This is a genomic window from Anoxybacillus flavithermus, from assembly GCF_002742685.1.
Lineage (GTDB): Bacteria > Bacillota > Bacilli > Bacillales > Anoxybacillaceae > Anoxybacillus > Anoxybacillus flavithermus_E.
Map to the genome: position 1 here is coordinate 1 of NZ_PEDM01000019.1, position 23,838 is coordinate 23,838.

Annotated in this window: 26 protein-coding genes and 1 tRNA gene; 7 read left to right on the forward strand and 20 right to left on the reverse strand. The window is 40.4% G+C overall.

Annotation, left to right across the window (positions count from 1 at the left end; translation table 11 throughout):
- Positions 1-92: 92 nt before the first annotated feature.
- The 9 genes from phoU to CS060_RS09135 all read right to left on the reverse strand — a co-directional run bounded on the left by phoU (position 93) and on the right by CS060_RS09135 (position 9,009).
- On the reverse strand, positions 93-752 hold the full coding sequence (gene phoU / locus CS060_RS09095) for a phosphate signaling complex protein PhoU (RefSeq protein WP_035050741.1): 660 nt from the start codon (positions 750-752) through the stop codon (positions 93-95).
- 62 nt (positions 753-814) lie between these two features.
- Positions 815-1,627 carry a phosphate ABC transporter ATP-binding protein PstB gene (pstB, locus tag CS060_RS09100; protein WP_035050742.1) on the reverse strand — a complete coding sequence of 271 codons (813 nt, stop codon included), beginning with the start codon at positions 1,625-1,627 and terminating at the stop codon, positions 815-817.
- Positions 1,628-1,653: 26 nt separating this feature from the next.
- The gene (pstA, locus tag CS060_RS09105; RefSeq protein WP_035050743.1) at positions 1,654-2,535 is read right to left on the reverse strand and encodes a phosphate ABC transporter permease PstA; all 882 of its coding nucleotides are present in this window, start codon (positions 2,533-2,535) and stop codon (positions 1,654-1,656) included.
- Positions 2,536-2,537: 2 nt separating this feature from the next.
- Positions 2,538-3,488 carry a phosphate ABC transporter permease subunit PstC gene (gene pstC / locus CS060_RS09110; protein WP_035050746.1) on the reverse strand — a complete coding sequence of 317 codons (951 nt, stop codon included), beginning with the start codon at positions 3,486-3,488 and terminating at the stop codon, positions 2,538-2,540.
- A gap of 74 nt (positions 3,489-3,562) precedes the next feature.
- On the reverse strand, positions 3,563-4,525 hold the full coding sequence (locus CS060_RS09115; RefSeq protein ID WP_035050744.1) for a PstS family phosphate ABC transporter substrate-binding protein: 963 nt from the start codon (positions 4,523-4,525) through the stop codon (positions 3,563-3,565).
- A 113-nt stretch (positions 4,526-4,638) separates the two neighbouring features.
- Positions 4,639-6,792: a peptidoglycan D,D-transpeptidase FtsI family protein gene (locus CS060_RS09120; RefSeq protein WP_035050745.1), complete on the reverse strand. Its 2,154-nt coding sequence runs from the start codon at positions 6,790-6,792 to the stop codon at positions 4,639-4,641.
- A gap of 61 nt (positions 6,793-6,853) precedes the next feature.
- Positions 6,854-8,068, reverse strand: a complete 1,215-nt coding sequence (locus CS060_RS09125; protein ID WP_099668895.1) for an MFS transporter — start codon at positions 8,066-8,068, stop codon at positions 6,854-6,856.
- A 91-nt stretch (positions 8,069-8,159) separates the two neighbouring features.
- Positions 8,160-8,768 carry a superoxide dismutase SodA gene (sodA, locus tag CS060_RS09130; protein ID WP_035050022.1) on the reverse strand — a complete coding sequence of 203 codons (609 nt, stop codon included), beginning with the start codon at positions 8,766-8,768 and terminating at the stop codon, positions 8,160-8,162.
- A 167-nt stretch (positions 8,769-8,935) separates the two neighbouring features.
- Positions 8,936-9,009 (reverse strand) — tRNA-Ile (locus tag CS060_RS09135).
- A 129-nt stretch (positions 9,010-9,138) separates the two neighbouring features.
- On the opposite strand from CS060_RS09135, the gene CS060_RS09140 reads away from it, so the two are divergent.
- Positions 9,139-9,912: a DUF1189 domain-containing protein gene (locus CS060_RS09140; protein ID WP_035050024.1), complete on the forward strand. Its 774-nt coding sequence runs from the start codon at positions 9,139-9,141 to the stop codon at positions 9,910-9,912.
- A 12-nt stretch (positions 9,913-9,924) separates the two neighbouring features.
- Here the strand turns inward: CS060_RS09140 and CS060_RS09145 are convergent, their stop codons facing one another.
- Positions 9,925-11,667 carry a methyl-accepting chemotaxis protein gene (locus tag CS060_RS09145; protein ID WP_099668896.1) on the reverse strand — a complete coding sequence of 581 codons (1,743 nt, stop codon included), beginning with the start codon at positions 11,665-11,667 and terminating at the stop codon, positions 9,925-9,927.
- Positions 11,668-11,829: 162 nt separating this feature from the next.
- Here CS060_RS09145 and yqfZ point away from each other — a divergent pair, with 162 nt between their 5' ends.
- Both yqfZ and ispG read left to right on the forward strand, forming a co-directional pair.
- Entirely contained in the window at positions 11,830-12,141 is a 312-nt protein-coding gene (gene yqfZ, locus CS060_RS09150) for a protein YqfZ (RefSeq protein WP_035050026.1), read from the forward strand.
- Between the two features lie 79 nt (positions 12,142-12,220).
- Entirely contained in the window at positions 12,221-13,315 is a 1,095-nt protein-coding gene (ispG, locus tag CS060_RS09155; RefSeq protein WP_035050028.1) for a flavodoxin-dependent (E)-4-hydroxy-3-methylbut-2-enyl-diphosphate synthase, read from the forward strand.
- Positions 13,316-13,338: 23 nt separating this feature from the next.
- On the opposite strand, the gene CS060_RS09160 is transcribed toward ispG, so the two are convergent.
- The gene (locus CS060_RS09160) at positions 13,339-13,671 is read right to left on the reverse strand and encodes a hypothetical protein (protein WP_035050030.1); all 333 of its coding nucleotides are present in this window, start codon (positions 13,669-13,671) and stop codon (positions 13,339-13,341) included.
- 131 nt (positions 13,672-13,802) lie between these two features.
- On the opposite strand from CS060_RS09160, the gene CS060_RS09165 reads away from it, so the two are divergent.
- Positions 13,803-14,378, forward strand: coding sequence for a hypothetical protein (locus CS060_RS09165; protein WP_099668897.1), 576 nt, complete (start codon positions 13,803-13,805; stop codon positions 14,376-14,378).
- A gap of 2 nt (positions 14,379-14,380) precedes the next feature.
- Here the strand turns inward: CS060_RS09165 and CS060_RS09170 are convergent, their stop codons facing one another.
- The 4 genes from CS060_RS09170 to CS060_RS09185 are packed head-to-tail and all read right to left on the reverse strand — an operon-like array spanning position 14,381 to position 17,368.
- Positions 14,381-14,806 carry a Fur family transcriptional regulator gene (locus tag CS060_RS09170; RefSeq protein ID WP_035050032.1) on the reverse strand — a complete coding sequence of 142 codons (426 nt, stop codon included), beginning with the start codon at positions 14,804-14,806 and terminating at the stop codon, positions 14,381-14,383.
- A gap of 6 nt (positions 14,807-14,812) precedes the next feature.
- Positions 14,813-15,646, reverse strand: a complete 834-nt coding sequence (locus tag CS060_RS09175; protein WP_099668898.1) for a metal ABC transporter permease — start codon at positions 15,644-15,646, stop codon at positions 14,813-14,815.
- A 14-nt stretch (positions 15,647-15,660) separates the two neighbouring features.
- Positions 15,661-16,416 (reverse strand): metal ABC transporter ATP-binding protein, encoded by a 756-nt coding sequence (locus CS060_RS09180; protein ID WP_035050035.1) that lies wholly within the window; start codon positions 16,414-16,416, stop codon positions 15,661-15,663.
- A gap of 58 nt (positions 16,417-16,474) precedes the next feature.
- Positions 16,475-17,368: a YitT family protein gene (locus CS060_RS09185; RefSeq protein WP_035050036.1), complete on the reverse strand. Its 894-nt coding sequence runs from the start codon at positions 17,366-17,368 to the stop codon at positions 16,475-16,477.
- Between the two features lie 67 nt (positions 17,369-17,435).
- Between CS060_RS09185 and CS060_RS09190 the strand changes: the two genes are divergently transcribed.
- Positions 17,436-17,690, forward strand: coding sequence for a DUF2624 domain-containing protein (locus CS060_RS09190; RefSeq protein WP_035050038.1), 255 nt, complete (start codon positions 17,436-17,438; stop codon positions 17,688-17,690).
- Between the two features lie 23 nt (positions 17,691-17,713).
- Here CS060_RS09190 and CS060_RS09195 read toward each other — a convergent pair whose 3' ends face one another.
- Positions 17,714-18,601 (reverse strand): deoxyribonuclease IV, encoded by an 888-nt coding sequence (locus tag CS060_RS09195; RefSeq protein ID WP_035050040.1) that lies wholly within the window; start codon positions 18,599-18,601, stop codon positions 17,714-17,716.
- A 13-nt stretch (positions 18,602-18,614) separates the two neighbouring features.
- Positions 18,615-19,895 (reverse strand): DEAD/DEAH box helicase, encoded by a 1,281-nt coding sequence (locus tag CS060_RS09200; RefSeq protein WP_035050041.1) that lies wholly within the window; start codon positions 19,893-19,895, stop codon positions 18,615-18,617.
- A gap of 157 nt (positions 19,896-20,052) precedes the next feature.
- Between CS060_RS09200 and vrrA the strand changes: the two genes are divergently transcribed.
- Together vrrA and CS060_RS09210 are read left to right on the forward strand one after the other, a co-directional pair.
- A complete protein-coding gene (vrrA, locus tag CS060_RS09205) occupies positions 20,053-20,514 on the forward strand; it encodes a VrrA/YqfQ family protein (protein ID WP_035050043.1) in 462 nt (153 codons plus the stop codon).
- A gap of 68 nt (positions 20,515-20,582) precedes the next feature.
- Positions 20,583-21,530: a 4-hydroxy-3-methylbut-2-enyl diphosphate reductase gene (locus tag CS060_RS09210; protein ID WP_035050045.1), complete on the forward strand. Its 948-nt coding sequence runs from the start codon at positions 20,583-20,585 to the stop codon at positions 21,528-21,530.
- A gap of 9 nt (positions 21,531-21,539) precedes the next feature.
- On the opposite strand, the gene CS060_RS09215 is transcribed toward CS060_RS09210, so the two are convergent.
- The 3 genes from CS060_RS09215 to cccA all read right to left on the reverse strand — a co-directional run bounded on the left by CS060_RS09215 (position 21,540) and on the right by cccA (position 23,813).
- Positions 21,540-22,658, reverse strand: a complete 1,119-nt coding sequence (locus CS060_RS09215) for a Nif3-like dinuclear metal center hexameric protein (RefSeq protein ID WP_035050046.1) — start codon at positions 22,656-22,658, stop codon at positions 21,540-21,542.
- On the reverse strand, positions 22,655-23,359 hold the full coding sequence (locus CS060_RS09220) for a tRNA (adenine(22)-N(1))-methyltransferase (RefSeq protein WP_035050048.1): 705 nt from the start codon (positions 23,357-23,359) through the stop codon (positions 22,655-22,657). Before CS060_RS09220 ends, CS060_RS09215 begins: the two co-directional genes overlap by 4 nt.
- A 91-nt stretch (positions 23,360-23,450) precedes the next feature.
- Positions 23,451-23,813 (reverse strand): cytochrome c550, encoded by a 363-nt coding sequence (cccA, locus tag CS060_RS09225; protein WP_035019468.1) that lies wholly within the window; start codon positions 23,811-23,813, stop codon positions 23,451-23,453.
- Between the last annotated feature and the right edge of the window lie 25 nt (positions 23,814-23,838).

Sequence of the window (23,838 nt, forward strand, 5' to 3'; positions counted from 1 at the left end):
GCCTTCGCAGTTCGGGACTTTCACCCTATAGATTGCACCCATGCCGAGCACACCAAAAAAAGGATGTCCAACGCCAGACATCCTTTTTTGCTTTAATCGTTTAAGTCATAATGTTTTCCTTTTACTAAGTAAAAGACGTTTTCCGCAATGTTTGTGGCATGGTCTGCAATGCGTTCAATGTAACGTGCCGTAAACGACAGTTGAGTAATTTGCGACATCGCATCTGGATGTGCTTTTGTGCGCTCAAGTAACTCCCGAATCGTTTCCCCGTACAGACGATCCACTTCATCATCCATATCAGCCACTTTTTTAGCTGCAACGACATCTTCTGCGTAATACGCTTTTAACGTTAACGAAAGCATATTCACAGCTATTTCATGCATTTTTTCTAACTTATTTAATGACATAACAAACGGCTGCTCCCCGATTCGAATCGCTGATTTTGCGATATTGACAGCAAAATCTGCCATACGCTCAACATCTGTGGCAATTTTAATGGCAACAATAATGCGGCGCAAATCAATGGCAACCGGCTGTTGTTTCGCAATTAATAAAATGGCAAAATCGTTAATTTCCTCATCAAGCAAATCAATTTTTGTGTCGTTTTCAAGCACTTGTAATGCTAAATCGTTATTTTTTGTTTTTAACGCTTCAAACGACTGAGTTAGTGCAATTTCTGCAAGACTTCCGAGCTGTAATAGTTGATCGCGCAACGTTTGTAAATCGTAATCAAATTTTTCACGTACAGCCATATTCACTCCCCCTTTTATTTTGAAAAAATCGTGCGAGCACGCCCGCACGATTTTTTATCCGATTATCCAAATCGACCTGTAATGTAATCTTCTGTTCGTTTATCGTCTGGATTCGAGAATAGTTTGTCTGTGTCGCTATACTCGATCACTTCACCGTTTAAGAAGAAGGCCGTTTTATCAGAAATACGCGCCGCTTGTTGCATGTTATGTGTAACGATAATAATGCTATAGTTTTTCTTTAACTCTTGCACAAGCTCTTCTACTTTTAATGTTGAAATAGGGTCAAGCGCCGATGTTGGCTCATCCATTAAGATGACATCTGGCTCAATCGCTAAACAGCGGGCGATACATAAACGTTGTTGTTGTCCACCTGATAATCCGTATGCATTCGTATGCAAGCGGTCTTTTACTTCATCCCAAATCGCTGCACCGCGCAAACTTTTTTCGACAATTTCATCTAAAATTTTCTTATCGCGAATACCGTGAATGCGCGGACCGTATGCGACATTATCATAAATCGATTTCGGGAACGGATTCGGCTTTTGGAATACCATACCAACTTGTGTGCGCAATTCTTCTACACGATATGATTTATCAAAAATATTGCGACCGCGATACGTAATTTCCCCAGATGTACGTACACTTGGGACAAGTTCAATCATTCGGTTTAATGTTTTAATATACGTTGATTTTCCACATCCTGACGGACCGATAATCGCTGTGACTTCATTTTCATAAATATCTAAGTCAATATTTTTTAGCGCGTGATGTTCGCCATACCATAAATTTAAGTTTTTCGTCCGATACACAACATTTTTTTCACTTCGTTCTCCAGCTTGTTTATTTTTACGTTCTTTCACAACTGTTAATTCCATTAATAAGTTCCCCTTTCAACGCGCAATTAATAACGTTTTTGAAACTTGTTGCGAATGAAAATGGCAATCGAGTTCATAAAGATTAACACAACGAGCAATACGACGATTCCTGCTGCGGCTACGTGTTGGAAATCCGCCTGTGGACGTGACGTCCAGTTATAAATTTGCATCGGCATAACTGTAAATGTATCAAGAATACCACGTGGTAAATACGCTAAAAACGTTGGAATACCTAAAACGACAAGCGGTGCTGTTTCACCGATCGCACGAGATAATGCTAAAATGCTACCTGTTAAAATACCAGGGATCGCTGCTGGAAGAACGATGCGATAAATCGTTTGCCATTTCGTTGCTCCCATACCATACGATGCTTCGCGCAATTGATTCGGCACGGCACGAAGCGCCTCTTGTGCCGCAACGACGATGACAGGAAGAACAAGCAAACTCATCGTTAAACCAGCCGCCAAAATGCTACGCCCTAAATTCAATTCACGAACGAAAAGTGTTAAACCGAGTAAACCGAATACGATCGACGGAACACCTGCTAAGTTGGAAATATTCGTTTGAATAAAATCTGTAAATCGATTTTTTTTCGCATATTCCTCTAAGTAAATGGCTGTTCCCACCCCAAGAATGAGCGAAACAGGAGCAACGATAACCATTAGCCATAATGAACCGACTAACCCTGCTTTTATCCCTGCATTTTCAGGACGGCGGGAAGGAAAGTTATTTAAAAAGTCAATGTTTAGCCAGCCAATTGCTTGAGTGAATATCCGATATAGAAGGACGACGAGAACAATAAGTCCAAATAACGTCGCTAAGAAAAATAAAAATTTTAACACGTTATTGCGCAATAGACGACCGTTCATATGTTGAACGACACGTTGTTTATCAATTAATTTTCCCATGATTAGTACTCCTCCCTAAATCGACGAGAAATGTATTGTGCGAGTAAGTTCATGGCTAATGTAAATACAAACAGCGTCATACCGACTGCATAAATGCTGTAATACACCGTTGTACCGTATCCGGCATCTCCTGTTGTCACTTGAACAATGTATGCTGTTAACGTTTGAATCGATTTTGTCACATCAAACGTAAAGACTGGAGATGAACCACCCGCTACTGCTACAATCATTGTCTCACCAACAGCACGAGAAATCGCAAGCATAAACGATGCCGCAATACCTGACGTCGCTGCAGGAAGGACGACTTTTAATGCTACTTCTAATTTCGTTGAACCGAGGCCAAGCGCTCCTTCACGAATGGAATTTGGCACGGAACTCATCGCATCTTCAGATAAAGAAGCAACCATCGGAATAATCATAATACCCATGACAATTCCTGGGCTTAACGCATTAAAAATCCCTAAACTTGGAATGAATTTTTGTAAAAGAGGTGTAACAAACGTTAATGCGAAAAATCCGTATACAATCGTCGGAATTCCCGCCAACACTTCTAATATCGGTTTCAACATTTTCCGTGCTTTTTCAGACGCATACTCACTCAAGTAAATCGCTGAAGCTAAACCGATTGGAATCGCAACAAGCATGGCAATCGCTGTCGTTAAAAGCGTCCCCGTCACAAGCGGAGCGACACCGAACGAACCTGTTTTTTCATCCCATGGAAGCCATTCTTTGCTCGTTAAAAATTCAACGATCGATACTCGCTCAAAGAAAATAAATGTTTCAAATAACAACGTGAATAAAATACCGATTGTCGTCAAAATTGAGATGGTCGCTGTCAACAATAACAACTTTGGCATTAGCCATTCCATAATCTGTTGTCCGCTTTGCTTTTTCTTATTTTCTTTAATCATATCACGGACGGAATATGAACGATTCCCATCTGTCATCGCCATAATATGAAAACCCCTTTCCAAATTCATGGCAAGATGAGAAGCGAAACATGGTCGCTTCTCATCTTTACGTTTCATTATTTTAATCCTTCAAGCTTTTTCAATTGCTCTTGATATTGTTCTTCTGGAAGAGCTACGTAACCAACTTCTTCAACAAACTCCGCACCGTTCTCTAATAAAAATTTCGCGAAATCGTATACTTGCGCTTTTTCCTTTAATGATTGTACGTTCACATACGTAAATAGTGGACGAGAAAGTGGCGCGTATTTACCGCTTTGAATCGTTTCGTGCGTTGGCTCAACTGGACCGTTTCCACCATCAATTGGCACAGCTTTCAACTTATCTTTATTTTCAATGTAGTAAGCAAATCCGAAGTAACCGAGCGCGTTTTTATCTCCTGCAATTCCTTGAACAAGCACGTTATCGTCTTCAGATAATTGCGCTGTTTTGTTTAATGGTTGTCCATCTAAAATCACTTCATCGAAGTAGTCGAACGTACCAGAGTCGTGTCCCGGTGAGAACAATTTAATTTCTTCATTTGGCCATTCTGGACGAATGTCTGACCATTTCACCTTGTCATCACCGTTTACTGCACCTGATGTGAAAATTTTCTTTAATTCATCAACTGTTAAATAATCAACCCAGTCGTTATCCTTATTTATTAAAACAGAAAGACCGTCAAATGCGACTTTAAACTCTTCAAATTGAATGCCGTTTTGCTCAGCGGCTTTCTTTTCTTCTTCTTTAATTGGACGAGAAGCGTTTGAAAAGTCTGTTTCACCTTTCGTAAACTTTTCAAATCCGCCACCTGTTCCCGACAAACCAACAGATACTTTTACATCTGGCTGTTCACCCGCATACGCTTCAGCGGCAGCTTCAACAATCGGATAAACAGTAGATGATCCATCTACAACAACGTTTCCACTTAATTGTTCTCCGCCATTTTCGCCACCTTGCTGAGCGCCACCACCACATGCTGTTGTAAATGCTAATACAGCGCTTGTTACACTTGCGAGTGCAAACCATTTGCTTTTCTTCATCGTTTGATTTCCCCCTACTTTTTCATTAGTTTTTGTCCCACGAGTTATAGAATAATGGAAAGGTATTAAATTCGTTTTAAACGAATGTTAAGCTTTTGTAAATTCGCTTTCTTTTATCTTTCCATTGTTTGTTCCTCATTATTCAACGGTTCAGTAGAGGGTTGCTCTCCGAATTGGCGCTTTGTTTTCAATTCAAAATATGCATCTAAAATTTTTCTTCCGATGTAGTTATTGATCGGATAATGGTTTCTCGGATTTTGATATACCCACGGCACAACGACCGCAAACGCCACCTCTGGATTGTTATATGGTGCAAAACCGACTAGCGTCAAATTGTATGTTGATGTCATTCTTCTTGATTTAATCGGTCCATCGTAAAACGCCTGTGCGGTTCCTGTTTTTCCTGCTGGGTCATACGGTGCATTCGCGAAAAAGGCGCGCGCGGTTCCATTTGAACCGTGCATAACACGATAAAACCCTTCACGAACACGTTCAATGTACTCTGTTTTCATATCAATTCGGTTTAACACTTTCGGTTCAAAGGAATAAATGACATTTCCCATTTGATTTTTTTCGCTAATTGGTTCACGAATTTCTTTCACAACGTGTGGTTGAATGCGATATCCACCGTTCGCAATCGTTGAAACGTATTGCGCCATTTGAATTGGCGTGTATACGTCAAACTGCCCGATGGCTAAGTCAAGCAAATGACCCGGAAGCGTACTTTGTCCAGGCCAGCCAATAATTTCTCCGGGCAAATCAATCCCTGTTTTCACTCCTAAACCGAACTGGTTAAAGTATCGCCGCATAATCGAAAACGCTTCTTTTTTAATCGGTAGCGCTTGATGCGGACGATACGTAGAACCTGCAATCGCAATCGCCGTTTTAAACATATAAACGTTCGATGACATTTCAAGCGCCTTTAAATCATTCATCGGTCCTGGACGAATACCGCTATGCGATTTTTTCGTTGGCGTCCCTTTAATATATAACGGTTCGTCCATCAACACTGTGCCCGGTTGGATGACACCTGTTTGAAATCCTGTTAATACGGTCGCTCCCTTTACCGCCGATCCCATGGCATAAGCAGATGTAATCGTTCCAAGGGCATAATCTTTTAACACAACTTTTCCGTTTTCATCACGTGTATATCGCTTCCCAGCTAACGATAAAATTTCTCCTGTATTCGGATCCATCATGACAACGAAAGCGCGATCAAGCAATTCCGTTCCACCGCGCCGTTTCATTGTCATTAATTCTTCTTCAATAATTTGCTCGACACGTTGTTGCAATTCCATGTCGATCGTTAATACAATGTCTTTGCCACGCTGTCCTTGCGACATTTCAATCGTTTCAATAATATTTCCTGCTTTATCCGTCACATTTTTAATTTTTGCCTTTTGCCCGCGTAACACATCTTCATATTGGGCTTCGATGTAACTTTTTCCTACACGGTCATTTCGGCTATAATCACGCGCCAAGTAATAATCAAGTTTCTCGCGCGGCAATCCTTCTTCTGATGATGTAATATTGCCGAGCACTGTACGAAATGTATCACCAAATGCATAATGACGATTCCAATCTGTTGTGACATCTACACCGGGCAGTTCTTCCAAATGCTCGCTAACCACCGCATATTCTTCGTCCGTTACCCCTTCATTTTTTATCATTTGTGGCGTTAAAGCGTATCCGCTATTCATTTCCCGAAAAATAGCAACAACTTCAAGTTCTTTTTCTTTAATCATTTTTACATCTTCTTCTGTAATACGCTCCAGTTGCAACCGATAAATATCTTTATCTTTTAATTTTTTTTCTCGAAACAGCTTCCATTCTTTTTGGGTAATTTTTTGCTTTGCCTTCTCTTCGTTTGTTAAAATCCAATAATCTTTTATATCTCGCTCGGTGACACGTTCGGTCGGCTTTTCAATGTATGTTGCTAACTTTTTCGCTACTTCAATCATTTCAGAAGGTTTTGTTGTTTGTGTACGCGTATACGTGATCGCATGAAGAGGTTCATTGTCGACAACGATTTGATGGTTGCGGTCATAAATTTTGCCACGCGGCGCTGGTGTATTAACCGTTACGTTTTCCGTACGCTCTACTTCTTTCCGATATTGTTCCCCATAAACAATTTGGATGACACCTAATCGTAAAATCAGCGCAGAAAATAGTAAAAAAACAGCAAAAAATAATACATTTAATCGAAACGGCAACTGCGTTCGTTTTTTCTTTTTCCTTGCCTTTTGAGCTTGCTTTATTTGCTTCAAAACGAGCGAGCACCTCCTTTACTTGCTCCTTCCTCATTGTAAAAGAAACGCTCGCAAATTTCTACATGGAAAGTTGAATACGTCGCACAAAAAAATAAATAATGAAGTGACCAGCTCCAACAATTAACATTAATGATGGAATTGCTTCTTTCGCGTCAAATAATGTAATGGCTAATAAAAACAATAACACAGACGTTGCACGTCCACCATTTAAAAACAGTTCCCGCATCACAATATATTCAATTCTCCATTCTTTCGCATGATTACTTTGACCAATGACGTCAAATGTAAGCGACAAATATGGAACAAGTAAAATCGGATAACCAATAGCAATAAGCGCTCCATATACCATTAGCTTTGTGTACGATAAATTAAAAACGAGTAAAAAGACAGAGGCGTATAGTAATAAACCGCCAAATAAAATAGCGCGCAATCGCCAGCGTTGCTTTATATATTTGGACGCAAACGAGTACGTCATAAACGACACGATGGCGTTAATCAAGCCAAATATGCCAAGCGCTTTTTCTGTTCCCGTTGTCATAAATAAAAAAATGGAAACGATAAACACAAACGTTCCTTCCCGAAATCCTTGAAAAAAGTGGGCGTTCGTGATCATTCTCCAGTTTTTATTTTTCTTTCGTTCATTATATACCGAGCGAAGCGCAAAGCGCCCTGACGAGCCTCGTCGATGCAAAAGAAAGCTAAGTATCACAGCAGCAAGAAATAAACATAAGGAAGCTAAAAAAGTCGCCATATACCCCGTAAACTTCTCACTTGAAGCGATAACCCATCCTGCTAGCGGTGGACCAATCATTCCCGCCACAGACGTCATCGCCCCAAGCAATCCATTAAATAAATCACGCGTACTCGGCTCAGTAATTTCAAATGTTAATACGTTAAATGCGAGCCAATAAAATCCGTAACCAACACCTAGCAACCCGCCAAGTAAAAATAAATGATTCATCGCCTTATTTCCGCTAAACAATACAACTAAAAAAAAGAGAGCTAAAAACGTAACGCCCATTCGTAAAACAATGACGCGATCAATCTTTTTCGCAATTTGCCCAGCAACAATAAACGCAAGTGGTTGCCATGTAACAATTGCTAAATTGTACACGCCAAGGGCATGAAAACTGTTCACTTTTTTCCAAACATATACGTTTACAAACGTATTCGACAAAGCGATGCTTAAAGAATACAATCCACCAATCGCCAATAAAAGAAACAATTGTCTATGCGCGCGGATGTGCGCGATGATTCGTTTCCATCTGTTCATAAGCAAACTCCCTTTCTTGACAAGTAGTTTGCCTACTCTTTTATAGCGATATACAAAAAGAGCCCGACAAAATTTGTCGAGCTCTTCATCATTATTTTGCAGCCGCGTAGCGTTTCGCCACTTCATTCCAGTTAACAACATTCCAAAATGCTGAAATATAATCTGGACGGCGGTTTTGATATTTTAAGTAATACGCATGCTCCCATACGTCTAATCCTAAAATTGGTGTTTTTCCTTCCATTAACGGTGTATCTTGGTTTGGCGTGCTTGTTACTTCAAGTTGACCGTTATGAACAACAAGCCAAGCCCATCCAGAACCGAAGCGCGTAGCTGCAGCTTTTGAAAATTCTTCTTTAAACTTTTCAAAGCTACCGAATGTGTTGTTAATCGCTTCAGCTAATTCGCCTGTTGGTTCACCGCCACCATTTGGTGAGAGAATAGTCCAAAAGAGCGAATGATTTGCATGTCCTCCTCCGTTGTTACGAACGGCTGTACGGATGTTTTCCGGTACTACATCTAAATTTGCCATTAATTCTTCAATTGTTTTGTTTTGCAATTCCGGATGACCTTCAAGTGCTGCATTTAAGTTTGTTACATATGCGTTGTGATGTTTTGTGTGATGAATGTTCATCGTTTCCTTGTCAATATGTGGTTCTAACGCGTCGTAAGCATAAGGCAATTGTGGTAATTCAAATGCCATACTTCATTCCTCCTCATGTATTATGTAATTGGTCACAAATGAAACCGATAAATGATATTTAGAAACAGAAAAGTTTCATAAGTGAACCTAATTTAAGAGTACCAAAATAAAACGAATGTTTCAAATTATTTGCAAAAAAACCTCGCTAATTTACTTAGCGAGGCAAATGGACCCTGCAGGACTCGAACCTGCGACCAGACGGTTATGAGCCGTCCGCTCTAACCAGCTGAGCTAAGGGTCCAAAATATCCGATGGTAATTTTATCAAAAAAGGTGCATATCGTCAATACATACTACACTTGAAACAAAATGGTTGTGTAACGAACATAAAAAGAAGTAGAATGAGAAATGATGATGGGTAAAGGATGTGAATGATGATGTGGAAACGATTATTACAAAGTCTTTATTCTCCTGTACATATTGCCCGCTTTCGCTTTCATCCGATCGGAAAAGCGATTAGTTACGTGTTCTTTTTATCGCTCATTGCGACGTTGCCGATTGCCGTTTACTTTACGATAAGTATAAACAAAATGATTGGCTCAACGCATCAACTATTGACCGAAGAACTTCCTCCGTTTGAAGTCGTTGATGGAATATTGATATCGAATGAAAAAGAACCCATTGAGCTTGCACGTCCTGACGTGACGATGTTATTCGATAGCACAGGTACACTAACAACAGATGATGTAGCACGTTACACAAATGCAGTGGCGTTTTTAAAAGAAGAGTTTGCGCTTGTGGCAAATGGACACGTTCAATCATATCCGTATCGTATCATGCAAGTGGATCGCTTTACAAGCAAAGACGTATATGAATTTACGCGCACGCTCCAATCGTTACTCCCTATCGTCATTTCGCTATCGTTTTTTGTTTTATACTTTTTCACATGCACAAGCAAATTTCTTTACGTTACCGTCCTAGCGTTTATCGGTCTCATTTTCCGTGGCACATTAAATAAACGTGGGACGTACCGTCACATGTGGAGCCTTTCCGCTTACTCCATTACGCTAGCGACGATCTTTTTTACCATTATGGAGTCATTACAAATTGTCGTTCCATACGCTGTCGCGTTAGATTGGTTCGTTTCTATCACCATTTTGTTTGTGTCTATTAAAGAACTTCCTTCCGTGAAAGAAGCAGGCTGATCGGCCTGCTTCTTACAATTTAAATGCTGCAGTTATTGTGGATAACGACTGAGACAATTCGTTTAACCGTTCACCGACACGGTACATATCATTCATTTGTTTCGTTTGGTCATACGAGACCGACATCATTTCTTCCGCGCTTGCTAGCGTTTGTTGGGCAACCGAAGCAAACGCTATCGTTACAGTCTCAATCATCGGTAATAATTGTTGAAACTGCTCTAGTTCATTTTCCATTTCCCCTACGTTGCGATTGACGCGCTGAATTTCTTTTAATAAATGATCAAACGAACGCTTCGCTTCATTTGCAGACGTGATCTGATGTTGTAAATGGGTGACCATCCCTTCAAACTGGTTTGTCGCATGAATGGATACTTCTTCCATCGAAAAAATGGATGATGTAATTTCTTCCGTTGCTTTTGAAGCATGTTCGGCCAGTTTCCTCACTTCTGTGGCGACAACCGCAAATCCTTTTCCTGCTTCACCAGCGCGCGCTGCTTCAATTGTTGCATTAAGCGCCAATAACTTCGTTTGCTCGGCAATTTGTCGAATGACATCTACCACCTTTGTAATTGACATAGAATGGTGTTTAACACTTTGAATCGTGTCATTTACTTTTTTAAATTGCTCGGCAAATGAATGAATATCCGCAATTAAATGCGATAGCCTCTCTTCTCCACCTTTCGAAGACTGATTCATATCGCTAGTGCTTGCTGAAATGTTTTGCACGCTCACTAACACATGTTGCATTCGCTTTTTCATCTCATCTACTCGATAAATACTTTCATCTGAAGCATTTGCTGTCTCTTCTGCCCCTCGCTTTACGGTTGCAATAGCTGCCATGAGCTGATCGTTCGACTCAAGGACATGTTCAGACACATGCTCTAAGTCGCCTCCTGTAATGGCTAACTGTCGTGTTGTTTCGTTCATTTCACGTATGACATTTTTCATGCTCATCAACATCCGTTGGAAACTGCGTGCAAGCGAATCGATTTCGGGCGTTGTTGAATAAATATGTTCGTCAACGGTTAAATCTCCCCGCGACAATCGGCTCATCGCATGGCGAAGTTGGGCAATCGGCTTCGTTAGTCCATTAACTAACCGCCTAATCATAAACGTCGCAACGATGACGCTGACCATAATGGCAATGAGGGTTATATTGGCAAGTTGTTGAATAGGTTGCATAAACTGTTCATCAGTTACGGCTACAACGTATGTTCCTTTTAATTCTTGAATCGTTTTATATGCAAATGTATATGTATGTCCGTTCCACTTCAAATGTGACACACCATTTTTTTGTTTTTTAATTGTTTCTTGGATCGATTTTGGTACATTTACATGTTCATTTCGCTCAAATGTTTTTACTTGTCCATCCCCAATTAAAAACATGTCTACGCTTAACCCGTCTTGCATTAGTTCCGCTTTTTGTTGTTTTACTGCCGAACGCAAACTTTTTTCAAACATTTGTTCATTTCCGGCATGAATATACATAAGATTGCGTGCCACTTCAAACATCATCGTCGCTTCTCTTTCAAGACGGTCTTCAATCGCTTTTACCGTCGTTTCTTTCGCTTGATGATAAGCAATCATCCCAACAGTGCTAAGCGAAGTAAATAGAACACTAAAAAATAAAATGAATAGACGGTTTTGTAAACTAATTTTTAATAACCACTGTTTTACTTTCGGCGATGGTTGAATACGAAATATTCTTATATACGGTTTTATATTTTTCAATTGCTGTTTGATTTGTGCACGCACGGCACGTCCCCCCTTCGACAAATACAGACAAAGAATACCAAAAAAATATAAATGCTATATGAAGTGAATGTTAAGGGATGTTAAGGGAGTGTAATTTTTACTCATATCTTATAAGGACAAGCCATATGAATAGAGAAAGAAGAAATATAGGTGGGAAATAGAATGAAAAACATGTTTATGTTTCTTATCTTCATCGCTATATGTGCCATTGCTTACCATGATCTAACAGACGGAACGATTCATACGGTTCGTTCGCAAACAACAGACAAACAAACGAACGAGTTAGCGTATCGCGAAGTAACCGTCCAACGTGGCGATACACTCCTGTCCATTATCGAGCGTGAAATGAATGGCAAATTGCCGGTGTCTATCGATCAACTCATTACCGACTTTCAAGCGCTCAATCCGCATGTGAACGCACATTCACTTCAAGCCGGAAAAACGTATCGCATCCCACACTATAAACAGAAATAGCAAAAACATTGTCAACAAATAAGAAACATTGCTACAATAAAAAATGACTTGATTAATACGTTAAAGGAGCGATTGACGCGTGAGTGAAATCATTCATCGTTCAAAAACCCGTCCTGTTCGTGTAGGAAATATTACAATTGGCGGGAACAATGAAGTCGTCATTCAAAGTATGACGACAACAAAAACACATGATGTGGATGCAACCGTTGCCCAAATCCACCGACTTGAAGAAGCTGGATGCCAAATCGTTCGCGTTGCTTGCCCAGATGAAAGAGCAGCAGATGCGATCGCTGAAATAAAAAAGCGTATTAATATTCCACTCGTTGTCGATATTCATTTCGACTATCGCCTTGCTTTAAAAGCGATTGAAAACGGGGCGGATAAAATTCGCATTAACCCTGGAAATATCGGAAAGCGTGAAAAAGTCGAAGCCGTCGTCAAAGCAGCAAAAGAGCGTGGCGTACCGATTCGCATCGGGGTGAACGCCGGCTCACTTGAAAAACGTATTTTAGAGAAATACGGCTATCCTACTGCAGACGGGATGGTCGAAAGCGCTTTGCATCATATCCGCATTTTAGAAGACCTTGATTTTCAAGACATTATCGTGTCATTGAAAGCTTCTGATGTTCGCTTAGCGATTGAAGCATACGAAAAAGCGGCTCGCGCATTCGATTACCCGCTACACCTCGGCATTACGGAATCAGGTACGTTATTTGCAGGAACAGTAAAAAGTGCGGCGGGACTCGGTGCCATTTTAAGTAAAGGAATTGGCAACACCGTGCGCGTATCCCTTAGCGCAGACCCTGTCGAAGAAGTAAAAGTGGCTCGCGAGTTGTTAAAAGCATTCGGTCTTGCGGCGAACGCTGCAACATTAATTTCTTGTCCAACATGCGGACGAATTGAAATTGATTTAATCAGCATCGCAAATGAAATTGAAGAGTATATCGCCCAAATTAAAGCACCGATTAAAGTAGCCGTTCTTGGTTGCGCAGTAAACGGACCTGGAGAAGCGCGTGAAGCTGACATCGGTATTGCGGGGGCTCGCGGAGAAGGATTATTGTTCCGCCATGGACAAATTGTGCGTAAAGTACCAGAAGAGACGATGGTTGAAGAATTAAAAAAAGAAATCGACAAGTTAGCCGAAGAATATGCATTGAAAGGAAATCAAAAATAAGAGGGGATACTCCCCTCTTATTTTTACAAAAATTGGATGAAAAAGCTTAAAATAATGGAAACAGCACCAATGCCAATCGCCCAAGCACCTAGTGTTTCTGCTCCTCGACGGCGGGCGATAAATCCGAAAATAATGCCAGCTGCCCCCATAATGACTGGCATAAGAAAAAGGGAAACAACCGATAAAGCAAGCGCAAGCCAGCCAACGCCACGACCGTTTTCTTCGCGCTTTACCTCTCGATCAGAAAATCGAATCGGCTCAGCAATTTCACCTGCTGTTTCTTCCATAAAATCTTGCTCAATATTTGGGACCGTATCTATTCGTGTATTGTCATACGCTTGACGTTCATTGTCCATGACAATTCCCTCGCTTTCGTAAAATGAGGAGCACTATTATTATGCAATAAGCGATACGTCATTATAGATGTTACTTTATGTCAATGTTATAATGGGCAAGAAACACCCATCATAGAAAGGATGAACAAACAATGATGAAACGCCGATTCGGCATCGATATTGATGGAACAGTCACATGTCCGAGCACATTTATTCCATACTTAAACGAGTCGTTTCAAAAAAATTTAACGCTCGATGATATTACTGATTACGATTTAGTTCCTTTTTTAGATACGACAGAAGAAAAATTGAATGAATGGATGGAACAATATGAACCGATCATTTACAGTAAAGCCCCTCTTGCGAACGGAGCATTAGAGGTCATTAATAGCTGGAAAGATGAGTATGAGCTATATTATATTAGTGCGCGAGGTCGCCACTTATATGAAATCACAGAAAAATGGTTTCAACAACACAGTGTTCATTATCATCATATTGAGCTTATTGGTTCGCACAATAAAATTGAAGCAGTAAAAAAATATGGAATCGACATTTTTTTTGAAGATAAATACGATAACGCATGCGACATTGCGGAACAATGCCTTATCCCTGTCATTTTATTTGATACTCCGTACAATCGTGGTCCGCTACCGAAAGAAGTCATTCGTGTGTACAATTGGCATGAGGCGAAACAACAAGTAGAAAAATTACTTACAACAACAAGCTGACATTACGCGTCAGCTTGTTGTTGGCACATCGGACACATTCCGTACACTTCAAATTTATGTCCCGAAATGGTGTATCCTTGTAAATCTTCCATCAATTCGTTCATTGGACAAGTCACAAGTTCTTTCGTTTTACCACACGACATACAAATAAAATGGTGATGATGATGGTGCATATTGCATGTAAACCGAAAGTGCTTTTCCCCGGATAGCTCAGTCATTTCTAAAATACCGAGTTCGACAAATAGTGCTAAGTTGCGATAAACCGTATCAAAACTAAGTCCGGGATACCGCTCTTTCATCACATCAAGCACATCTTTTGCTGTTAAATATTTATCTGTTTTTGCAAACAGCTCAAGCATTTCTTCGCGCTTTCCTGTATATTTAAATCCCTTTTCTTTCATTAGCCGTAGCGCTTCAGAAACGTTCACGCTTCGTCATCCTCTCTTCCATTTTTTCCACATAATCGCCCCAATTAATATACAAACAGCTAATAAAACAATTGTCCCACCAGGGGCTAAATTCAAATAATAAGAAAGAAACAACCCGACAATGACCGCAAACTCACCAAATATAACAGACAACCATAGCGCTTGTTTAAATCCTTTCGCCATTCGAATGCTTGCGGCAACAGGAAGCGTCATGAGTGACGAAACAAGCAAAATGCCGACAATTCGCATCGAGGCAGCAATGACGAGAGCGACTAACACAATAAAAACAAAATGGAGCGACTTTACTTTTACTCCCGATGCTTGCGCATATTCTTCGTCGAATGACAAGATAAACCATTCTTTATAAAACAGAAAAATGACAGTAAGCACAATAAAAAAAATGATGCTAATCGCCCATACGTCTGTTCGGCTTACTGCACTTACGCTTCCAAATAAATAGGAAAACAAGTCGGTATTAAAGCCATCCGCAAGTGAAATAAAAATGACGCTTAAACCAATGCCTCCTGATAAAATGATCGGAATCGCTAATTCTTGATAATGCTTATATACCGTACGCAACTTTTCAATAAATAACGAACCAACAACGGAAAATGCCATGCCAATATAAATAGGATTTAATGTCGAAAACGTTAAAAATTTTTTTTGTACAAGTAAGCTGGCTGCAATTCCCGCAAGTGTTACGTGGCTTAATGCATCGGCAATAAGCGATAACCTTCTGACAACAATAAATACACCTAAAAGAGGGGCGATAAATCCGATCAATATCCCGACAATAAACGCGTTTTGTAAAAACTCATATTGAAATAAAGCTTCTAACATACACACCCCCCTTTCTATGCATGATCGTGAGTAAGTAAGTGAAGATGATGCCCGTAAAATGCTGCTACATCTTCTGTTTTTAGCTGCGCAAACTGTTGCACACTTCCATGGAAATGTAAATGTTTGTTTAAACATGCGACATGCGTCACTTTTTCCGTAATCGTTCCGATATCGTGTGTTACGAGGAGTAACGTCATATGATGTTGCTTATTTAACCGTTCAAGCATATCATAAAAATTTTGCACATGATGCACGTCAACCCCGACAGTTGGTTCATCTAAAATTAAAAACTCTGGTTGGGACACGATGGCACGAGCGATGAATACACGTTGTTGCTGACCACCCGAAAGTTCCCCGATATTACGATGAATAAACGGGCTCATGCCAACCGCATCGATCGCTTCATATACCGCTTTTTCATCGCTTTTATTTAATCGTCGAAATAAACCTAGCTTTCCTGTTAAACCGCTCGCGACAACTTCGTACACGGTCGCAGGAAATCCGGTATTAAAACTGTTTGCTTTTTGAGATACAAAACCGATTTTATGCCAATCTTTAAACTGCTCAATCGGTGTGTTGAACAAAAAAATTTGCCCCGTCTGTGGTTTTAACAAACGTAAAATACATTTTAACAATGTCGATTTTCCTGATCCATTCGGACCAACTAAACCGACGAACGCACCTTTTGGAATGCGAAAATTAATATGTTGCAATACATCTTCATCATCATATCGAAACGATACGTTCTCAACACGTAAAATATCATCCATCGTTTGACCACCTTAATTCAAAATGATTCCGATTCATAGTATAGCGCATTTATTTTCATTAATGAATAGCAGACTTAAATTTCGCCCCACGTACTTCTTGTGTGTTCATAATGGTAATAAAAGCATTTTGATCAATTTCGTATACAATAGACTTCAGCTTCGTCACCTCTAAACGAGTAACGACGGCATAAATGACTTCTTTTTGCTCGTCCGTATATCCACCTTTCCCCATTAACTTCGTCGTCCCACGTCCGAGTCGATTTAAAATCGCATCTGACACTTCTTCATAGCGGTCTGATACGATCAAAACTGCTTTTGTTTCATCTAACCCTTGAATGACGGTATCAATCGTTTTAAAAGCGATATAATAAGTTAAAACAGAATACATCGCTTGCTTTGGTCCGAATACAAACGCCGCCCAAGTAAAAATAAAAACGTTTGTAAACATGACAAATTCTCCAACGGAAAACGGCAATTTTTTCGTCATTAAAATACCTAAAATTTCTGTGCCATCTAATGAACCACCATGGCGAATGACAAGTCCTACACCAGCACCGAGAATAGCTCCGCCAAACACTGTCGCCAAAATGGAATCTGTTGTGAATGGAGATACATGGTGAAATAACCGTTCCATAACAGCTAACACAACGATGGCATACAGGGAGGAAAGCATAAACGTCTTTCCGATTTGTTTATAACCGAAATACATAAATGGTGTATTTAACAAAATAACAAGTGTCGCAAAGTTCAACCATGCGTAATTTGGAAGAATGCGATCAAGAATAAGAGATATACCGATTATCCCACCATCAATAATTTCATTAGGCACTAAAAACAGCTCGATCGATAACGCTGCGAGCGTTGCCCCAATTGTCATCATCACAAGACGATACAGCAAATGGCTAAGCGTCTCTTTTTTATGTTGTCTTTTCACTCCAATCTCCCCTTTCATCTATATTCATTATATCATTGCACACCTTTCTTTTCCCGTTCATATCGTAAACAAGGAGGGATGCCATGTGAATGTATATCATAAAATTGTCCAACATAAAATGAAATCCATCACCGCAAACGAGTTAATGACATATGCAAAAGAATATAACGTTTCACTTTCGCCAAAAGATGCGGAAACGATTGTTCAAATGATGCGCGAAAAGACGATTGATGTGTTTAATGAACAAGAGAGAAAAAGCTGGATTCGTGAACTCGCTTATCGCACATCACCGCAGCTCGCTAAACAAGCCAATGACTTCATTCGCCAATTTATACAGTAAGAAGGCTGCCTACAGACAGCCTTCTACTCAACAATTTTTTCGCGAACGTTTGGGTCAAACTGTTGTGCACGCAACATGGCAATTTCGAATTTATATGGTGGCTTCGCAGACGCTTTTTCACCGACGTATGGCGTTTCTAAAATTTTCGGCACATGCATAAGCTGCGGGTGATGCACAATATAATTTAGCGCATCAAAACCGATATAACCAAAGCCGATATTTTCATGACGGTCTTTACGGCTTCCACAAGCATTTTTACTATCATTAATATGCAATACTTTGAGACGATCAAGCCCAATAATACGATCGAATTCATCTAATACTCCATCAAAATCATGAACAATATCGTACCCTGCATCATGCGTATGGCACGTATCAAAGCAAACAGACAATTTATCGTTATGTGTCACCCCGTCAATGATTTTCGCTAACTCTTCAAAACGACTTCCACACTCCGATCCTTTGCCTGCCATCGTTTCTAAAGCAATTTGTACTTGTTGATCAGTTGTAATTACTTCATTTAATCCTTCAATAATTTTTTCAATTCCTGCTTCAACGCCTGCGCCAACATGCGCCCCCGGGTGCAGGACAAGCTGCTTAGCACCAATCGCTTCCGTTCGTTCAATTTCCGAACGTAAAAAAGAAACACCTAGAGAAAATGTATCGGCATTCACTGTATTGCCGATATTAATGATGTACGGGGCATGTACAACAATTTCATCAATCCCATGTTCTTTCATATGGGCAAGTCCTTTATCAATGTTTAGTTCTTCAATTGGCTTCCGTCTCGTATTTTGTGGCGCTCCTGTATAAATCATAAACGTGTTCGCCCCATACGACACCGCTTCTTTACTCGCAGCTAGCAGCATCTCTTTTCCGCTCATCGATACGTGTGAACCAATTTTTAACACATTCTTCTCTCCCTTATTTCTTTTTCGCTCTTTGTTTTTGTAGCTGTTCTCGCAATTTTTTCTTATATCCCGGCTTCACTTTCTTTTGTTTTTTCGCTATTTTTTCAACGAGTTGCTCCACTTCATCCACTTTTTTCTCTTTTTTCCGTCCGTTCCATGCATCAAGCTCGATCCATTCACCGTGACGCAAATCACGATGGAGAAAATGAATTCCTTTCTTTTCTAACTTAACTAATGCATGTTGATCTGATGATTCATAAATCGTTGTAGCAATGCCGGCATAACCTGCACGTCCTGTTCGACCGGCGCGATGAACATAAAAGTCTAAGTCTGACGGCAATTCGTAGTTAATGACATGACTGACACCTTCAATATCAATTCCACGCGCTGCCAAATCTGTCGCGACAATGTATTGAAATTGCAAATCACGAATCGCTTTCATCATTTTTTTCCGTTCACGCGGTGATAAATCCCCGTGTAGCACACCTGCTTTTAATCCTTTGTTAATTAAGCCGTTGGCTACTTCGTCAGCTGTTTTTCTTGTATTGACAAACACAAGTGCTAAATATGGATTGTAGCTAACTAATATGTCATGTAAAAGCTGTAAACGGTCGCGATGACGAAGTGGGATTAAAATATGCTCAATTGTTGATGCTACGACTTGTTTTGGTGCGATATGAATATGAGTGGGATTCTCCATATACTTTTTCAAAAACGGCTTTAACTTTTCTGGAATTGTTGCAGAAAAAACAAGCATTTGTAAATCTTCAGGCATACGGCCTGCGACGCGATCAACATCTGCAATAAACCCCATATCAAGCATGACGTCTGCTTCATCGACGACAAGCATGTGGGCTGTATGGACAAATAACGCTTGTTCGCGAACGAGATCATCAATGCGCCCTGGTGTACCGATAACAAGATGAGGCTGTGTTTTTAGTTTTTCAATTGATCGTAACTTATCCGTCCCCCCAACAAAACACCGAGCTGTAATGCGGTGATCATTTGGACAAAATTTTGTGATTTTTAATACTTCATGATAAATTTGTGTTGCCAATTCACGTGTCGGTGCAGTAATGACCGCTTGTACTTCATCTACACGTGGATCGATTCGCTGAATGATCGGCAATAAATAAGCATGCGTCTTCCCTGTTCCTGTTTGCGACTGACCGATGACACTCTCACCACGCAAAACAGCAGGAATGACACGCTCTTGAATAGATGTCGGTTTATGAAACTTTAAATGTTGAATCGCCTCTATAATAAACGGATGAAACGGAAAACGTTCAAACATCGTTTCTCATCCCCTTTCTCGTTTCAATAAAAAATAGACTAGTTACATATTATATACGAACATAAACCGTTCATTCAACTATATGAGCTTTCTTGCATATCGTAATATAGATAAAATGAGCAAAAAGCTTTACTATGTAAAGAAAGGAGGAAATTCATTGCGACGCCCATTTATGTTTCCACCTTCACGTTCACCGATGCCACCCATGTGGCAACAGCCAATGATGCGACAAGCACAAGGAGGCATGTTTTCCCGATTGTTTGGCAATCAACTGCCTATGCAAACACTTGGTGCTCAAGGAGCATTACCGAGCATTGATTCGATGTTAACAAATGTACAAAAAATGTTAAACATGGTTCAAACGATTACACCAATGGTGCAACAATACGGTCCACTCATTAAAAGCGTACCATCAATGATGCGGATTTTCCGTGAATTGAAACAATCTGACAACACAAACGAAACAACGGAAACAGCAAATGCAACAAGTGCAGCGACAACTGAAAAACAAGTTGAACAGCAATCATCAAAAAAACAACGTCCCGTTCCAACAGTAAAGGAGAAAAAACAAGAAAAAACATATGAAAAAGGGAAATCCATTCCGAAACTATATATTTAACTTTTGTATGTTCGCTTCTTCTTTTATATAATGAATACGACAAACACGCCAAGAAGGAGCGATCCATTATGGAAGTCATTAAAATTACGCCACGCGGATATTGTTACGGAGTCGTTGATGCGATGGTTATCGCGCGCAACGCCGCGCTCAATCCGACATTACCAAGACCGATCTATATTTTAGGCATGATCGTTCATAATAAACATGTAACCGATGCGTTTGCAGAAGAAGGAATTATTACACTTGACGGTCCGAATCGACTTGAAATTTTAGAAAACATCGATCATGGCACGGTCATTTTCACCGCTCACGGCGTTTCACCTGAGGTGAAACAGCGCGCGAGAGAAAAAGGACTTGTCACCATTGATGCCACATGCCCAGATGTCACAAAAACACATGATTTAATTCGCGAAAAAGTAGCGAGCGGATACGAAGTCATATACATTGGAAAAAAGGGACACCCTGAACCTGAAGGGGCTGTCGGCGTTGCGCCACATGCTGTTCATTTAATTGAAAAAACTGAAGATGTAGAACAACTGGATATTCAATCGAAACACATTATTGTGACAAACCAAACGACAATGAGCCAATGGGACGTAGCACATATTATGGAAAAAGTGAAAGAAAAATATCCACATGTTGAAATGCATCGTGAAATTTGTTTAGCGACGCAAGTGCGGCAAGAAGCGGTCGCTGAACAAGCAAAAGAAGCGGATGTGACGATTGTTGTCGGTGATCCAAGAAGCAATAACTCCAATCGACTGGCACAAGTATCTGAAGAAATTGCTGGAACGAAAGCGTATCGTGTTGCAGACGTGACTGAAATTGACATTGAATGGATTAAAGACGCCAAAAAAGTCGCAGTGACTGCCGGCGCATCTACACCAACACCGATTACAAAAGAGGTTATCGACTTTTTAGAACAATTTGACCCGAACAATCCTGAAACATGGAAACGTGAACGAAAAGTACCACTTAATAAAATTTTACCAAAAGTGAAAAAAAGAGGCGAATAAGCCTCTTTTTTATATAAACGTAAACGGCTCTGTGTTCGTTTGTGACACGTATATATCGACATCAAATTTTTGTTGTGCACACATCGTTCTTAATACGTTTGCTACCCCTTCTTTCATCACTTTTTCGACATGATGTCCCGGATCAACGACATTCAAGCCGAGCATGAGTGCATCATGTGCGACATGGTAATATAAGTCACCTGTCACGTACACATCAGCACCGCTCATTTTTGCTTGGTGAATATATTTATTTCCGTCTCCACCAATGACAGCAACTTTACGAACGCGACTTGTTAACTCCCCAACGACACGAACAGCCGGTACATGCAATGATGTTTTCACATGTTCCGCAAATTGCTGCAATGTCATCTCCTCACTTAATGTTCCGATTCGTCCGAGCCCATATATCGCCCCTTTATTGTCAAGTGGATATACATCGTATGCTACTTCTTCATACGGATGTACTTGTAACATCGCTTGAATGACTTTTCGTTGCAAGCGTGCAGGAACAATCGTTTCGATGCGTACTTCTTCTACTGTTTCTAACTTTCCTTGTTGACCGACAAACGGATTTGTTCCTTCTTCTGGTAAAAATGTGCCCACTCCTTCACTATTGAATGTACAATGGCTATAATTTCCGATATGTCCAGCCCCCGCATCACCAATCGCTTTTCTCACCGCATCGGCATGTGTGCTCGGCACATATACAACAAGCTTTTTCAGCGGCTCTTCATACGTCGGAACAAGGACATCAACGTTTTGTAATTGAAGCGCTTCAGCGAGCCAATCATTTACCCCGCCTTTTGCGATATCTAAATTTGTATGTGCTGCATAAATCGCAATATCATGTTTTATACATTTTTCAATCATACGACCATACGTCTGATCGGTAACAATATGTTTGAGTGGACGAAAAATCGGTGGATGATGCGCGATAATTAAGTCAATGTCATGTGCGATTGCTTCATCGACAACATGTTCTAATACGTCTAACGTAATCATGACGCGACGAATCCGCTTGTTTAACGTACCGATTTGTAAACCGATTTTATCCCCTTCCATCGCTAAATGTTTTGGAGCAAACTGTTCAAATAGTTGAATGACTTCATATCCGTTTGGTGTCTTCATCGCTTCAACGCCTCCTCTACCATCTGCAATGTTTCGAGAAATTGTTGTTTCTTTTTGATCGCCTCTTCTGTTTTCGCATGTTTCAATTGTTCAATCACATTGTGCCAATGGTTCATTTCCATTGCCCATTTTTTTTCAAACACTTCATTTCTTTCTTTCAATAAAAACGGACCGAGCAACAATTCGACATTCAGCTGCGTATATGGCCGATGAGGATTACCGCGCTCGGCAACAAGCACTTCATACATTTGCCCATCTTCTTCTAAAATGCGCTCGTCAATAAGTTCCCATTGATTCTCTAATAACCATTTCCGCACAATGTGTGCACCGACATTTGGTTGTAAAATGAGCCGTTTAACAGCTGTTAATTTTTCCTTTCCTGCTTCTAAAATGTTTGAGATGAGTGTGCCTCCCATCCCGGCAATCGTGACACAATTCACCTCATTTGGCGCAACAACTTGTAGTCCATCCCCTTTACGAACGGAAATGACGTGAGAAAGTCCGCATTTCTCCACTTGTTGCTTTGCTGAGCGAAATGGCCCATCCGCCACTTCCCCCGCAATCGCTTTTGTTATGTATCCGTGCAAATACGCATAGCATGGCAAATAAGCATGATCTGAGCCGATGTCTGCTAGTACGCTTCCTTTTGGAATAAATGAAACAACTGTTTGTAACCGTTTAGATAGCTGTAATTCGTTCAATGATGACCACCACACTTTTTTCTTCAGTTTATCATGTTTTGCAAAAAACGAAAAATCCCTTCACCGAAGTAAAGGGATCTTTCTTCTCCGTTTATTTCAATTCAGCAAGCCATTTTGCCATTTCTTCTGCTTGATCCGCAGGAACTAATCCAGCTGGCATGCTTCCCCGACCGTTTGTGATGACCTCTTTAATTTGATCAACAGATAGACGGTCACCTACACCTTTTAACGCTGGGCCAACGCCACCTTCATAGTTCGCACCATGACATGCTACACAGCTTTTTTTGTAAATGTCTTCTGGACCCGCAGCAGCTGTTTCTTCTGTCTTCGCGCCGCCTTCTTTCTCTTTCGCAACTTCTTTCATATCCCCGAGGCCTTTTACAGACAGAAAGAAAATGAGGCCAATTCCCATTACCATAATGAGTGCAAATGGGATTAATGGATTACGATTCATACTTTACCCTCCCTTATGTAATAAA